The following is a 13,427-nucleotide window of genomic DNA, read 5'->3' on the forward strand; positions in this document are numbered from 1 at the left end:
AGGGGCTGAAAATAAAAACGCCTAACTGGGTTAGGCGTTTTTGAGGTTGTTTAGATAGATTAAACTTTGTGCTTCATTAACCGTTCTTTTTCGCGAGACCAGTCTTTGTTTTTACCGTCTTCACGTTTGTCATGCATTTTTTTACCCTTACCGAGGTGGAACTCAAGTTTCACCCAGCATTTTTTCCAATACATGGCAGTGGCAATTAATGAATAGCCATCGCGCTCAGTCGCACCGACTAAGCGATCTAGCTCGCGTCTGCTTAATAATAACTTGCGATAACGTAATGGATCGCAAATAACATGGGTTGAAGCACTATTGAGAGGCTGTATTTGACTGCCAAGCAAAAACGCTTCGCCATTTTTAAGGTGAATGTATGTTTCAGAGATGTTTACTTTACCAGCTCGGATACTTTTTACTTCCCAGCCTTGTAGTTCAACACCAGCCTCAAACTTGTCGTGTAAAAAATACTCATGACGCGCCTTTTTATTTAGCGCGATAGTATTACTTGTCGATTTAGATGAATTTTTCTTAGCCATAGTGGCCCATATTATACGTAAAGCTCTGCTTTTTACATCGATTTTTTATTTTTGCTAATAAAAAAGTGTTTGTAAATAAAGCGCCATGAAAGTTTGGGGAAAAACGCAAAGCTTGCTAAAATTCGCCCACACAGTTGGGAGTGAGTATGCCACAAATAGAAAAAAGTGCGCTAGTAATGTATAGCAGCAAAGAAATGTTTGATTTAGTCAATGATGTGGATGCTTATCCTGAATTTTTACCCCATTGCTCGGATGCAAAAATTATTGCACAGCAAGGTAATACCATGACGGCAAGTTTGGAAATTTCCAAAGCGGGTATAAAAAAATGGTTTACTACTGAAAACACCTTTTTAGATGACAATACAGTAACATTGCGCTTAGTTGATGGGCCATTTAAAGCCTTGCAAGGGCGTTGGCATTTTCAAGTGTTGGATGACAATGCATGTAAAGTTCAGCTACAGCTTGAGTTTGAATTTGCGAGTAAATTAATTGAACTTGCGTTTGGGCGCGTATTTAACGATGTTGCAAAAAACATGGTGAATGCATTTACTCAACGCGCTAAACAGGTATATGGACTGCGATGATGATAAAAGTTGAAGTTGTGTATGCATTACCTACCACGGCAACGTGTTTGCTTGTTGAAGTACCAGTTGGTACAACGGCAGAAAATGCCGTGATGCAATCAGGTATCCTCGCTAAGTGCCCTGAAATTGATGGCTTAGCATTAACCTTAGGAATATGGAACCGTACCTGCAAGCTTACGCAAGTGCTTGAGGATGGCGATAGAATTGAAATTTACCGTCCTTTAATTGCTGATCCTAAAGACGCACGACGAAAACGTGCAGAAAAAGCTAAAGACGAAGGTCGTGCTAATAAAATTACAGGTGGGCGACCGCTTGATAAAGCTAAATAATAGCTCAAACAAAAAAGGTTAGCTGTTGCTAACCTTTTCGTAATTTACTGAACTGGAGCGTTATTGCTCAAGCGGTGTATTAAACTCTGCGGGTTGTTCATAGTCACCACTGAGCGATACCAATTTTTCATTTTCAAAATTAATAGTCAGTGATTTACGTTGTTCGTTATCACGGCCAAGGTTAAAAGAATATAAGTAATGCCACGTGTTTTTATCGAAAGCGTCTTCTGCAACAGGTTTACCTAATACATAAAGAACTTGCTCACGGGTCATATTGATACGAAGCTTGTCAACATCGGTTTGTTCTAAAAAGTTACCTTGTGGGATGTTGATACGATAAACCCAGCTAGAACAACCGGCGGTTGCACTTAAGGTCAGAGCAACGATAAACCAAAGAGAAAAAGTTTTTAACGACTGCATTGTTTGTTTGGATCCTTATTTTTTATAAACTGCATGATACCGATTAGTCACCTAAGGTAAAACCCTTTTGAGTAATTGTTTGTGACTTAATTTTTACTATCGATGTTTGGAGCGTAATTTTGACCTCAGAGTCCGCTAAAAGTTTAACTACTACTGAAAATACTATGACAACTAAGATTTCCACGTGGTCACTTTATATTGTACAAACACGTTTAGGGCATTGGTACACTGGGATCAGCACGGATGTGGCAAAACGATTTGCCGCACATCAAGCGGGCAAAGGGGCTAAAAACTTAAAGGGGAAGGGGCCACTGACTTTAATATATCAATGTGAAGTCGGTTCTCGCAGTGAAGCCACCAAGCTTGAGATAAAAATTAAACGCTTAAGTAAGGCACAAAAGCGAGCGTTTGTTAGCTCTGGGATTTTGCTAACCTGAATTCAGTTTAAAATATATTTACTATCTACAATTTAGCTCAAAGAGTGTTTATATCGTTTATATCAAGTTGGCTAATAAATGCGGCAATATAATTAACTGCATCAATATAAAGTGCTTGGTCAATATTACTTAGTAGGTCGGAACTCTTATGATGGTGGGGATCATGACCCATACCAAAGTAAATATAAGCAATCCCGGCTTTAGCAAACGCATAATGGTCGCTTGCTCGGCGCCAATCAATACTATCTCCGAGGGTCATTCTGTTCATTGTGGTTGATGAACTAGCTACTTTTATCTTTAAATTATGCTCAGGCACCTGCTGTAGTTGTGCTTGTAAAGCACTGCGTTGTGCATGTGAGACAAAGGCATATAAGATTTTTTTTGGCGGCTTTACTGCTAACATATCCAAATTAATATTTAGCACGGTTACGCTGTCGTCGATTTGCAATTGACTAACAAAATATTCAGCTCCATGTAAACCATTTTCCTCTGCGTCAGTAGCAACAAAACTAAGTTGGAAAGGCAGATTTGTGTGTGCGAAGCGTTGCGCTAGGAATAACAAGGCACTGACGCCACTGGCATTATCGTTTGCGCCTGCATATAAAGTGTTACCACGCATACCTAAGTGATCATAATGAGCGGTAATTACCAAATGAGTCTTGGCTAAGTGTGGTGGTTTTAAAGTCGCAACGACATTTTTCCCCGTTGCTTTTGAAGACCAACCATGGCTGTAACTAAACGGCTGTAATTGCGTATTGTAACCGAGCGTTTGCAGTCGCATACTAATGTATTGGGCACTGGTATGCGCGCCGTCTGTATTGGTTTTTCTACCGCTTAGAGCCGTAGAGCTTAGATGCCTCAGATCATCGATCAGCTGTTGCTGCGCGCTGCTATTACTTTGGCACAATGTTGAAAAGCTGAGGCTCAATAGCAAAATAAAATAGTTAATGATTAATTACTCGCGCAGTCATGTCACTTAGTGCCTGTAATTTATTTTGATAACGTTGCTTATCATGGTCAAAATCGGCATGTTTATTAGCCAAACGTAATTGGCGATATGCTTGCTTAAAATCACCTAACTGATAATAAGTGCGGGCAAGACCAAAGTAGCTATCATGAATATCATCATCAATTCTTTTTGCTTTATTGAAATGCTTGATGGCATCTTGATAGTTTTGTCCAAGGTATGCGTTATTTCCTAATGACACATGATAATACGGATTACTTTGGCGCTTCAAATCAAGTTTATATAAAATCTTGTCTGCCAGCTCAGGACGGTCGGTGAGTTGATACAGTAAAGCTAAGTTACCCAGTGCTGTATTGTTGTCGTTATTAAGCAGCAAAGCATAATTATAGGCTAATTCGGCGTTATCATACTGAGAATCAAGGCGAAGTAATACGGCTAAGTTACCCCATGCAGCAGAGTAATATTTATCTGCTTTTGTTGCCGCTAAAAAGTAGCTATAGGCTAAATCATAATTTTGATTGAGCATTGCCGCTGCCCCTTTATTGTTATAAAACATCGCGGTAATTCGTTGTTTGCTGATGGGGGTCGTCTGAAATTTCTCACCTCGCGAGTTCGGATCAAAATCAATCACTAATGAGGTTTTTGCGTCATACACATAAGTCACATTAGTGTGGTTATTACGACGCTGTGTGACGATCAAATTAATATGCCCAGTCAATAAGTTATAGCCTTTATTTAGCGCCCAATACTCAGGAATATGAACCGTTTGAAATTGCCCCTGCATGCCTAAATATTCCGCGATACTATAGGCCAAAATCGATAATGATAAACAGTTAGCATTTAAATCTCGGTAGGCTTGATTGGCGGTTAGGGTAGCCCCTGCTTGATATAGTAAGGATGCATCGCCATTTTCTAACAAAAAGTTTAGTAATTTTCGAGTTGTGTTTAAATTGTGTTTAGTACTTGGGAAGGCTGCATCGAGTTGTTGTGTTATTGTATCGCTTAAGGTAAAAATCTGTTCACTACTTTCCACCGGGTAAAGCGTGAAAGATTGGTTTTCAGTGACTGGTGGAGGGATGAGTATTGTTTGATTACTCACACTGGTACAGGCAGAGATACTAAAAAGCAGCACAATGACTGCTAACTTACAAAACCGCGTTAGTATTGTCATAATCATACCCCAACTAATTACTGACTTATTAAGTTTAGTCTGTTTTTTAGTCGAGGTAGATGTTAAATGTTACAAACTGTGTCAGCGCTTTTCAAAGGTGGCGACTAAACTTGCTAAGGTTTGTGCGCTGGTTGCAAGTCCTTTGATCGCCTGCTCGGTATCAATTTGTTCTCGCATTGCCATATCGCTGATCTCACTAATTTGTTCAATATTACGGCCGACGTCAGCAACCACACTACTTTGCTCTTCAGTAGCTGTTGCAATCAAGGTTGCCATATCATTAATTTCATTAGCGGTATTGGTAATGGCATCAAGCAACTGCACAGAGCTTTGCATTGTTGCAACGCTGTACTGAGCTTTATCTTTGGACTGGGCAATATGTTCAACCACATTGGTAGCTGTTTTCGCGAGCTCTTCAATCATTGATTGAATTTCAGTCGTTGATTGTGACGTACGGTTGGCTAAGGCTCGTACTTCATCCGCAACTACGGCAAAGCCGCGGCCATGTTCACCAGCACGTGCTGATTCAATTGCTGCATTTAGTGCTAATAAATTGGTTTGCTCTGAAATACCACGAATAGAGTCAACAATACTGGCAATAGTCTGGGTTTTATTAGCAAGCTCAGTCACTTGTCCCGCAATTGTGTCAATATCACTGGCTAATGCGGTAATACTCTGTTGGCTTTGCACTACTTGCTGGTGGCTCTGTAATGTATTCGCTTTACTATCTTCGGTCAGTTTTGCGGCAGTTGCGGCGCTGTGGGCAATTTCTTGCACTGTCGCGCCCATTTCGTTGATTGCTGCTGCAACAGAGATAGTCTGCTCTTTTTGGTTGTCCATTGCCTGTGAGTTACGCTTGGCTTGAGTAAATACCTGATCTGAGCTTTGACGAATTTCTAAACTTTCGTGGGAGACTTGCGCAATAGCGGTTTCAATTTTATCAATGAATTGGTTAAAACCATTCGTTAATGCTAATAGCTCAGGCTGGTCACTGTGAGGTAAACGATAAGCTAGATTGGCATCACCAGACCCTAAACGAGTAAATAACTCTGCCATTTTTGATAGCGGTGAAGCTAACGAACGAGCCAGTAAAAAACTAACGATACATGCCAACAGCGCAATTGCGATAGCAAAACTTAAAATTTGCCATTGTAAAGTGGTGATCCCGGCAAACACTTCTGCTTTTGGTACTTGTGCAACCACATAGAGTTGAGTGTTTTTAATTGGACTCGCCGCAAGGAAAAAAGTGTCGCCATTGAGTTCGACTTCTTGCAAGTTAAATTCATTGCTTGTTAATAATTGACCACTTACTTGATGACCATACAAGCTATCTAGATTTGTTTTTTCTACTTTATTAACGTCTTGATGGAGTTTAATTACGCCTTTATCGTCAGTAATAAATACAAAGCCAGTCTGCTCGATAGTAAATTTATTCAGTAGTGCCTGCATATCATCAATACTTTTTGCCAGTCCGGTTAAGCCGATGCCATTGATCTGTTGATGATTAACAAACATTTTTGTGTCGCCATTAGGCTCTTGATATAAGCTAATAGAGTAAGCTTGGTTGGCGTTTTTAAAATCAAAAAACCAGCCATCTTGCTGCCGATCTAATACTCTTAAAAAGCCATCTTGATTCCAGTACTGCGCGGTATCGCGATTTGCCCATGATGCGGTTGCTAAGCCGTATTGTTTTACCAGACGATTTAATTCTTTGATTAAAACGTCATCATTGTTATCACGACTATTTGCCCACGCGAGTATAAAATGATTACTTGATACTTGTTCGGCCGCACTGAGTAATTCATTGATCTCTAAGCTTATATAGTTATTTATTGCGTGTAGTTTACTGGGCAACTCAGATTGTATCATCCGTTGTTCGATAATGGTTTTGGCGGATAACAGCGCCGTAATGCCAATTAAGCTGGCGACTGACAAGGCAATAGCGATCCCTAAAATAGTGATCTTACGTGTGATACTAAGACTTTTATACGGCATTGTGGGTACTGACTTTACAAATTATGAGGGTATTTTAGCATGTTTTTTTCATACAGTTCATCATCTAATAGAGTAAGTACTCAGTTTATAATTTACGCTAAGGCGTCTTTAGGCAAATTAATAAAATGAAAAAGCCCACTGCGTTTAGCATGTGGGCTTGGTTTCTAACAAGCGAAATTGTTACTTTCCAGGGTTAAACAATTTTCTTCATTGCTGACATGTAGCCACGCAATTTGGTACCAATGATTTCAACAGGGTGCTCACGCAACGACTTGTTGATTGCAATTAGTGTTTGGTTATCAACATGATTACAGCGCTCGCCTAAGCCTCTACCAATCACATCAGTATCGATGTTTTGCATAAAGTCTTGTAACAGTGGCAAACATGCGTGATTGTATAAGTAACAACCATACTCTGCTGTATCAGAGATTGTGCGGTTCATTTCGAATAATTTTTTACGTGCAATGGTATTGGCAATTAATGGCGTTTCATGTAGCGATTCATAATATGCTGACTCAGCTATAATACCTGCTGCAGTCATGGTCTCAAACGCTAATTCTACACCGGCTTTCACCATTGCAACCATCAAGATACCGTTATCAAAAAACTCTTGTTCGGTGATTTCAACATCACCGGCAGGGGTTTTTTCAAAATTTGTTTCAGCTGTTTCTGCACGCCATTTCAAAAGGTTTGCATCATCATTCGCCCAATCTTCCATCATTACACGAGAGAACGTACCATCGATGATGTCGTCTTGGTGTTTATTGTAAAGCGGGCGCATGATTACTTTTAATTCTTCACTTAATTCAAACGCTTTTACTTTCGCTGGGTTTGATAAACGGTCAAGCATATTTGTAACGCCGCCGTATTTAAGTGCTTCAGTAACAACTTCCCAACCGTATTGAATTAGTTTTGATGCGTAACCGGCATCTATACCTTTTTCGATCATCTTATCAAAACATAAAATTGAGCCTGTCTGTAACATGCCGCAAAGAATTGTTTGCTCACCCATTAGGTCTGATTTTACTTCAGCAATAAATGAAGACTTTAATACCCCAGCGCGATGACCGCCAGTACCCGCTGCATAAGCTTTAGCCTGGGCTAGACCATGTCCCTGAGGATCATTTTCTGGGTGAACAGCAATAAGAGTTGGGACACCAAAACCGCGTTTATACTCTTCACGAACCTCAGAGCCTGGGCACTTAGGTGCAACCATGATTACAGTGATATCATCACGTACTTGCATACCTTCTTCAACAATGTTGAAGCCATGAGAATAAGCAAGCGTAGAGCCTTGTTTCATCATCGGCATGATTGCGTTTACAACCGCAGTATGCTGTTTATCAGGTGTTAGGTTTAACACAACATCAGCAGTAGGGATCAATTCTTCGTAAGTACCTACAGTAAAACCATTTTCTGACGCATTAAGAAATGATTGACGACGTTCGCTGATTGCAGAATCACGCAATGTGTAGGCAACATCTAAACCTGAATCTCGTAAGTTCAGTCCTTGGTTTAAACCTTGTGCACCACACCCAACAATAACAAGTTTTTTGCCTTTAAGTGCTTCAACACCATCGGCAAATTCAGCCGGATCCATAAATTCACATTGTGCTAGTTGTGCTAACTGCTCGCGTAAGGGAAGAGTATTAAAATAATTCGCCATTGTTAGTATCCTATAAATTTCGTATTTGTTAGATGCAAGCGCTTGCTGCTTTGCTTAAAGTCACCATAAGGAATTTTTACTCTTGCGTAAAATGATATATTTGCATTAAAGTATTTCAAAAAATGAAATGCTTTAATTAATAACCGCTAACTATTGGGATCACTATGGACCATAAACGATTACATTACTTTCTGGCACTTGCCAAAACCTTACATTTTGCCCGTGCCAGCGAGTTATGCCACATAAGTGCTCCCACCTTAAGTCGCAATATTAAACAGTTAGAGGATGAAGTTGGAGTCGCATTATTCAGTCGCGATAATCGCAGTGTAAAGTTAACAGCTGAAGGAGAATCGTTTATCGACTATGCAACGGCTACGTTAGCTAATTGGCAGCGTTTTCGAGCAAATGTACAAAATCCTGAGCAAACTATTTACGGTAAAGTAAGCATTTACTGTTCAGTAACTGCCTCTTATAGTTTTTTGCATCAACTATTAGAGCAACTGCGTTTGCAACATCAACATATAGAAATAAAGCTTAATACTGGCGATCCCGCAGTGGCAATAAACCGTGTGCTTGACGGACACGAAGCCATGGCAATTGCCGCAAAGCCTGATAAATTACCGACGCAAATTGCATTTGCCAGTATTGGTTATTCATCCTTGGTATTTATCGCGCCACGTATTCCGTCGTTGCTCACTGAAAAACTGGCCCAGTTTGGCGATAAGATAGATTGGTCTGAGCTTGAGTTTATAGTGCCAGAGCAAGGTTTTACTCGTCAAAGGTTAGAGCTGTGGTGGCGTAAGCACGGTATTAATGCAAAGATCTATGCGCAAGTAGCGGGGCATGAAGCTATGGTGTCAATGGTGAGTTTAGGGCTAGGCATTGCCATGGTGCCAAAAATTGTTTTAGATAATAGCCCATTAAAAGATCGCGTTCAGGTGATCAGTGATCAAAAAGAGGCCCCTGCCGGGTTTGAGATTGGTTTGGCAGTATTACGTAAAGAGTTACCAGATGCCGCGTTAAATGCATTATGGGAGATTGCTCAATCACTGAAAAACGTTAATAGCTTAGCTCCTTAGCCGAGTCTAAATACGCAGATGTAAAGTTTATTTACCTTGAATCGTTCCATATGTATCAAAAGTGTGAATGATTGTAATCGTCTAGGGATTAGTTATTAATACCTTGCTATGATAACGATATTGGGTTGTCTCTTTTGGCATAAATAACAACAATGAAGTCGATAGTTAATATTCTTACTGCGCTTTGCATCTCTGTATGGCTTACAGTACCTTGTTTTGCACAGCCATCAGAAATTGAGCCTGTGCAGGATATAACAACAGGGCAGTGGCACTTGAGCCTTAACACGGGATTAGGAGTCATAACAAATCCATTAGCTGGTGGAGGTGATTTACCATTAGTGTTGATCCCAGATATAGCTTATTACGGTGAACAGTTCTTTTTTGATAATGGTCGCTTAGGCTATAGCCTGATACAAGACTCCCCACATACCTTTAATTTAGTCACTGAGTTTAATTCGGAAACTCGTTTTTTTGTTGATTGGCATCCAAGTAACATTTTTGCATTAAGATCAGAAAGTTCATTTACGAACAGTGAAAATGAACTTCAAATCCAACAACCTAGTCTAGATATCCGTGAGCTTAATAAACGTAAATGGGCACTCGATGCTGGCCTGAGTTACCATTATAGCTATCAGCAGCATGTATTTTCCGTGCAGGCATTAGCTGATGTATCCGGAGTGTATGACGGGTGGCGAAGTGCACTGCAGTGGCAAATGCACAAGAACATTGGTGAGTTACAGATTAAGCCGACTATTGGCATCTGGTATAAATCGGCAGCACTGAATACATATTTTTATGGCGTAACAGAAAAAGAGTCTCCAGTTCGTGCAATTGAGGTTGGCAGTAGTTGGCAGCCTTATGCTAAAATAGATGCCCGCTGGCCCTTAAATGGAGCCAACTCATTGCGTTTTCATCTGGCTTATTATGATTATTCCGCCTTAGCTGACGACAGTCCGCTGTTTGAACAAACGTATTCTCTGACTGCCTTTATAGGGTTTGATCATATTTTTTAATATGAAGTATTTACAACTTGGTGCGTGCGTCATTTTTTTGTTGGTATGGCCAAAGTTAGCTGCCGCAAAAAAAGATATATTAACAGTTACTCCAAAAGTCTGTGTGGTTTCCGAACAACAAGACTTTTGCGATGTTGATGTAAAATTTGCTTTAAATATGCCCCATAAAATGGACGTTTGTTTATACAGCGAAGATCAACAACTGCAATGTTGGCAACAGGTTACCTTAGAAGAATTCAATCATAAAGCGCGTGTTCAGGTTGAAACCATATACTCCCTAGTCAATCCTCACACGGATGAATTACTGGCGACAACACGCATTGAAGTACAGAGCACTCGCGCTAAAACAACTCGGCGCCGATTACGTTCTCCGTGGAGCTTTTTTTAATCTTGGAGCTGCAAATGGCAAAGATCTTACTTGTAGAAGATGATTTAGGGTTACAGCAATTAACCCGTGACTATCTTGAAAATAATGGCCTTGAAGTGGCGGTGCTAGACCGTGGCGATGAAGTGTTTAGTTACCTTGAAAACAATCCGGTTGATTTGATGATCCTCGATGTGATGCTGCCAGGTAAAGATGGCTTTAGTGTTTGTCGTCAAGTCAGAGATAAATTTAGCTTACCAATATTAATGTTGACCGCCAAAGGTGAAGACTTTGATCAAGTCATTGGTTTGGAACTTGGTGCCGATGATTATGTTATTAAGCCAGCTGAGCCAAGAGTATTGCTTGCCCGTATTAATGCGCTATTACGCCGTGGCCAAGCATCAGTAAAAGCGCCAGAAGAATTACAATTTGGCGATTTATGTATTGATAAAACCAGCCGTATTGTTCGCTTAAAGAATAACGAAATCACCCTCACTTCCCATGAATTTGAATTACTGTGGTTATTAGCTTCAAATTCCGGTGAAGTACTAAGTCGTGAACATGTTCATCAACACATGATTGGTCGCCAATATGATGGATTAGACCGCACCGTAGATGTACGTGTATCTCGGATCCGTAAAAAATTAGGTGATAACAGCGATAAACCATACCGTATTAAAACCGTTTGGGGACAAGGCTACTTATTTGTCTCCGATGCATGGGGTATGTAACTATTAATGGGGAAGCTATTTGCAAGTTTATATGTGTATATTATAGTTTCCCTGTTTTTAGTCAGTGGGGTAATTGAACAACTTTGGCCCTATGAAGACAGTCAACAACAAATTGCGCTCGATGATGAGTTTGGTCAATCCCTATGGCTATTAGCGCAAACCCCGCAAGGGCTTACTAAAATAGCCACTCGCTTTCAAAGTGAAATAGTACAAAAACAAGACCTAATGTTGCCCGCACAACAACAACAAGAACTTAACCTACATAATTATATTTATCTATTTGATCAACAACAGCGAGCTATCTGGTATATCGTTGTTGATAATGAGCAATTATTGCAAGTGGGTCCAATTACCGTTTCTGCGCCAGTATTCTCATCCGTTTGGCCTTATCTATTATTATTGTGTGTCGTTGGGATCCCTGTTGGCTTATGGAGTTTTTTACTGTGGCGTGATTTTGCTAAGTTGCGACTGGCCTGTGAAGCCGTTGGTGGATCACAAGACTTTGAGCTGAGCGCCACCTCGAAATCATTCTTTTTACCAATTACCGACACCTTAAGTGCTATGCAGCAGCGTATTCAGCATTTATTAACCGCTCAACAAGAACTTACATCGTCGGTATCGCATGAGTTTAGAACGCCACTGGCACGTTTAAAATTTGCGTTGGCAATGCTTGAGGATAAAGTAGCTGACGAAAAAGCCTTTGAATATATCGATAACATGCAATTAGATATTGTGGAGTTAGAGTCGTTAGTTAAAGAAATGCTTGATTATGCTCGCCTTGATAGCCAACAACCTAATCTTACGGTGCAAACATGTAACTTAGTGCAGCTAGTAGAAAGTGTTGTCACTAAACTTGATTTTGCTACGCAAATAAAACTCAATATGCAATTACCAGCTTTATGCAGTTACACTTGTGACAGTCACTTTATCGCCCGCAGTATCCAAAACTTAGTAGGCAATGCGTTGAAATATGCTCGTCACGAAGTGCGAATTAGCTTAGTTGAAAATACTGGGCAGTTAATTTTATCGGTCGAAGACGATGGCCCTGGCATTGAACAATCACAATGGGATGCAGTGTTTAAACCTTTTGCCCGACTTGATAAAAGTCGCGATAAAAAGACTGGAGGCTTTGGGCTTGGTTTAGCCATTGTGGCAAAAATAGTGTCTTGGCACCAAGGCAGCTGTACGATATCGAATTCAGAATTAGGTGGCGCCAAATTTACAATCTATTTGCCTAAGTAACCAGAGTTCAGGGTAAGTAACTCCTTTTCTATTGCTATATCTGTGGCTAAATTGATACTCAAAAAAAAAGCGCCTAATAGGCGCTTTTCTGCGGTTAAAACCAAAATCAACAAGTAGCAAAAGAGTAGACTTCACTTTGCTAAGTAAGTTCCATTATTTATTACTTTTAATTTATTTATGTGTTTTTAAAAGCGGCATGAGCATCTGCTCCAAGCCATTGAGTTTAACTTCATACATCATTGCTAATTGAGCACCGAGTGTGCCGTGAGGAAATCCTTGCTGCTTAAACCAGACCAAGTATGGTTCTGGTAATAGCAGCAAAGGGCGGCCTGCGTATTTACCAAACGGCATTTTTGTATTGATCGCTGTTTTTAAAAGCTCTGGATCCATGATTAACTTAATTTGCTAGATTATGCGTGAAGTGTATTACAAAAGAGGGTGAGAAAATAGGCTGTGACGGGCAAGAAACAGCCTATTTAATGAGGGGAGTAGGCCCTCATAATTTACTAATGGATCTGATATTGATGCTTTTTGGTAAATCCAAGTTGTTTAAGTTTGTTTATAATTGACGGATCATCGATGCGGCTTGGTGTTTCGCTATCACGTAAGAAATGATTTTCCGGCACTTGATATATATCGAGCATTTTTTGAAATAGCACTGCGCGCATTGTTAACGCTGTCATTCCATTTCTTTGTATTTCATCAAGACGATTTTGAAGCTCAACCAGTTTTGGGTTATTTACATCATCCGCCACTGTCTGAAACTGTGTAGCAAACTTATTCTTCATCTAAAAACCTTATTTAATAGCAAAAGACAAAATGCCGATAAATACGTATTCAAAAACACGAGAAGGCTTTTTTTGTGCTAAAAATAGATACTTACGTATTAC

Annotated in this window: 16 protein-coding genes; 8 read left to right on the forward strand and 8 right to left on the reverse strand. The window is 40.1% G+C overall.

The features are described 5' to 3' along the window. Nucleotides 1-59: 59 nt before the first annotated feature. The gene (gene smpB, locus H5183_RS04315) at nt 60-539 is read right to left on the reverse strand and encodes an SsrA-binding protein SmpB (protein WP_064666579.1); all 480 of its coding nucleotides are present in this window, start codon (nt 537-539) and stop codon (nt 60-62) included. 146 nt (nt 540-685) lie between these two features. Here smpB and H5183_RS04320 point away from each other — a divergent pair, with 146 nt between their 5' ends. Then, nucleotides 686-1,123 (forward strand): type II toxin-antitoxin system RatA family toxin, encoded by a 438-nt coding sequence (locus H5183_RS04320; protein ID WP_145239267.1) that lies wholly within the window; start codon nt 686-688, stop codon nt 1,121-1,123. Then, complete coding sequence (locus H5183_RS04325) at nt 1,123-1,452, forward strand: RnfH family protein (protein WP_145239596.1); 330 nt, start codon at nt 1,123-1,125, stop codon at nt 1,450-1,452. Before H5183_RS04320 ends, H5183_RS04325 begins: the two co-directional genes overlap by 1 nt. Before the next feature lie 60 nt (nt 1,453-1,512). Here H5183_RS04325 and H5183_RS04330 read toward each other — a convergent pair whose 3' ends face one another. After that, nucleotides 1,513-1,872, reverse strand: coding sequence for an outer membrane protein assembly factor BamE (locus H5183_RS04330; protein WP_145239264.1), 360 nt, complete (start codon nt 1,870-1,872; stop codon nt 1,513-1,515). Between the two features lie 119 nt (nt 1,873-1,991). Here H5183_RS04330 and H5183_RS04335 point away from each other — a divergent pair, with 119 nt between their 5' ends. Beyond that, entirely contained in the window at nt 1,992-2,309 is a 318-nt protein-coding gene (locus H5183_RS04335) for a GIY-YIG nuclease family protein (protein ID WP_145239261.1), read from the forward strand. A gap of 37 nt (nt 2,310-2,346) precedes the next feature. Here H5183_RS04335 and H5183_RS04340 read toward each other — a convergent pair whose 3' ends face one another. From H5183_RS04340 to ilvC, 4 genes are all read right to left on the reverse strand, one after another. Then, nucleotides 2,347-3,216, reverse strand: a complete 870-nt coding sequence (locus H5183_RS04340) for a M28 family peptidase (protein WP_259397105.1) — start codon at nt 3,214-3,216, stop codon at nt 2,347-2,349. 37 nt (nt 3,217-3,253) lie between these two features. Continuing rightward, entirely contained in the window at nt 3,254-4,447 is a 1,194-nt protein-coding gene (locus tag H5183_RS04345; RefSeq protein ID WP_182731022.1) for a tetratricopeptide repeat protein, read from the reverse strand. An 81-nt stretch (nt 4,448-4,528) separates the two neighbouring features. Then, complete coding sequence (locus H5183_RS04350) at nt 4,529-6,442, reverse strand: methyl-accepting chemotaxis protein (RefSeq protein WP_182731023.1); 1,914 nt, start codon at nt 6,440-6,442, stop codon at nt 4,529-4,531. 193 nt (nt 6,443-6,635) lie between these two features. After that, nucleotides 6,636-8,108 carry a ketol-acid reductoisomerase gene (gene ilvC / locus H5183_RS04355; protein WP_182731024.1) on the reverse strand — a complete coding sequence of 491 codons (1,473 nt, stop codon included), beginning with the start codon at nt 8,106-8,108 and terminating at the stop codon, nt 6,636-6,638. Between the two features lie 164 nt (nt 8,109-8,272). Between ilvC and ilvY the strand changes: the two genes are divergently transcribed. From ilvY to H5183_RS04380, 5 genes are all read left to right on the forward strand, one after another. Next, nucleotides 8,273-9,187, forward strand: a complete 915-nt coding sequence (gene ilvY, locus H5183_RS04360) for an HTH-type transcriptional activator IlvY (protein ID WP_145239251.1) — start codon at nt 8,273-8,275, stop codon at nt 9,185-9,187. Nucleotides 9,188-9,339: 152 nt separating this feature from the next. Then, entirely contained in the window at nt 9,340-10,200 is an 861-nt protein-coding gene (locus H5183_RS04365; protein ID WP_182731025.1) for a MipA/OmpV family protein, read from the forward strand. Nucleotide 10,201: 1 nt separating this feature from the next. Next, on the forward strand, nt 10,202-10,588 hold the full coding sequence (locus tag H5183_RS04370; RefSeq protein WP_182719327.1) for a DUF3019 domain-containing protein: 387 nt from the start codon (nt 10,202-10,204) through the stop codon (nt 10,586-10,588). Nucleotides 10,589-10,602: 14 nt separating this feature from the next. Beyond that, nucleotides 10,603-11,295, forward strand: a complete 693-nt coding sequence (locus tag H5183_RS04375) for a response regulator (protein WP_145239242.1) — start codon at nt 10,603-10,605, stop codon at nt 11,293-11,295. Nucleotides 11,296-11,301: 6 nt separating this feature from the next. Then, on the forward strand, nt 11,302-12,537 hold the full coding sequence (locus tag H5183_RS04380) for an ATP-binding protein (RefSeq protein WP_145239239.1): 1,236 nt from the start codon (nt 11,302-11,304) through the stop codon (nt 12,535-12,537). Between the two features lie 171 nt (nt 12,538-12,708). On the opposite strand, the gene H5183_RS04385 is transcribed toward H5183_RS04380, so the two are convergent. Further along, nucleotides 12,709-12,927, reverse strand: coding sequence for a DUF3820 family protein (locus H5183_RS04385; RefSeq protein WP_145239236.1), 219 nt, complete (start codon nt 12,925-12,927; stop codon nt 12,709-12,711). Nucleotides 12,928-13,043: 116 nt separating this feature from the next. Continuing rightward, the gene (locus H5183_RS04390; RefSeq protein WP_145239233.1) at nt 13,044-13,325 is read right to left on the reverse strand and encodes a hypothetical protein; all 282 of its coding nucleotides are present in this window, start codon (nt 13,323-13,325) and stop codon (nt 13,044-13,046) included. Nucleotides 13,326-13,427: the final 102 nt, after the last annotated feature.

This window comes from Pseudoalteromonas sp. SR44-8 (assembly GCF_014163635.1).
Lineage (GTDB): Bacteria > Pseudomonadota > Gammaproteobacteria > Enterobacterales > Alteromonadaceae > Pseudoalteromonas > Pseudoalteromonas rhizosphaerae.

Excerpts from the sequence above, each read along its gene's own strand:
- smpB (WP_064666579.1), bottom strand. The coding sequence starts at position 539 with ATGGCTAAGAAAAATTCATCTAAATCGACAAGTAATACTATCGCGCTA.
- H5183_RS04320 (WP_145239267.1), top strand. The coding sequence starts at position 686 with ATGCCACAAATAGAAAAAAGTGCGCTAGTAATGTATAGCAGCAAAGAA.
- H5183_RS04325 (WP_145239596.1), top strand. The coding sequence starts at position 1,123 with ATGATAAAAGTTGAAGTTGTGTATGCATTACCTACCACGGCAACGTGT.
- H5183_RS04330 (WP_145239264.1), bottom strand. The coding sequence starts at position 1,872 with ATGCAGTCGTTAAAAACTTTTTCTCTTTGGTTTATCGTTGCTCTGACC.
- H5183_RS04345 (WP_182731022.1), bottom strand. The coding sequence starts at position 4,447 with ATGACAATACTAACGCGGTTTTGTAAGTTAGCAGTCATTGTGCTGCTT.
- H5183_RS04350 (WP_182731023.1), bottom strand. The coding sequence starts at position 6,442 with ATGCCGTATAAAAGTCTTAGTATCACACGTAAGATCACTATTTTAGGG.
- ilvC (WP_182731024.1), bottom strand. The coding sequence starts at position 8,108 with ATGGCGAATTATTTTAATACTCTTCCCTTACGCGAGCAGTTAGCACAA.
- ilvY (WP_145239251.1), top strand. The coding sequence starts at position 8,273 with ATGGACCATAAACGATTACATTACTTTCTGGCACTTGCCAAAACCTTA.
- H5183_RS04365 (WP_182731025.1), top strand. The coding sequence starts at position 9,340 with ATGAAGTCGATAGTTAATATTCTTACTGCGCTTTGCATCTCTGTATGG.
- H5183_RS04370 (WP_182719327.1), top strand. The coding sequence starts at position 10,202 with ATGAAGTATTTACAACTTGGTGCGTGCGTCATTTTTTTGTTGGTATGG.
- H5183_RS04375 (WP_145239242.1), top strand. The coding sequence starts at position 10,603 with ATGGCAAAGATCTTACTTGTAGAAGATGATTTAGGGTTACAGCAATTA.
- H5183_RS04380 (WP_145239239.1), top strand. The coding sequence starts at position 11,302 with ATGGGGAAGCTATTTGCAAGTTTATATGTGTATATTATAGTTTCCCTG.
- H5183_RS04385 (WP_145239236.1), bottom strand. The coding sequence starts at position 12,927 with ATGGATCCAGAGCTTTTAAAAACAGCGATCAATACAAAAATGCCGTTT.
- H5183_RS04390 (WP_145239233.1), bottom strand. The coding sequence starts at position 13,325 with ATGAAGAATAAGTTTGCTACACAGTTTCAGACAGTGGCGGATGATGTA.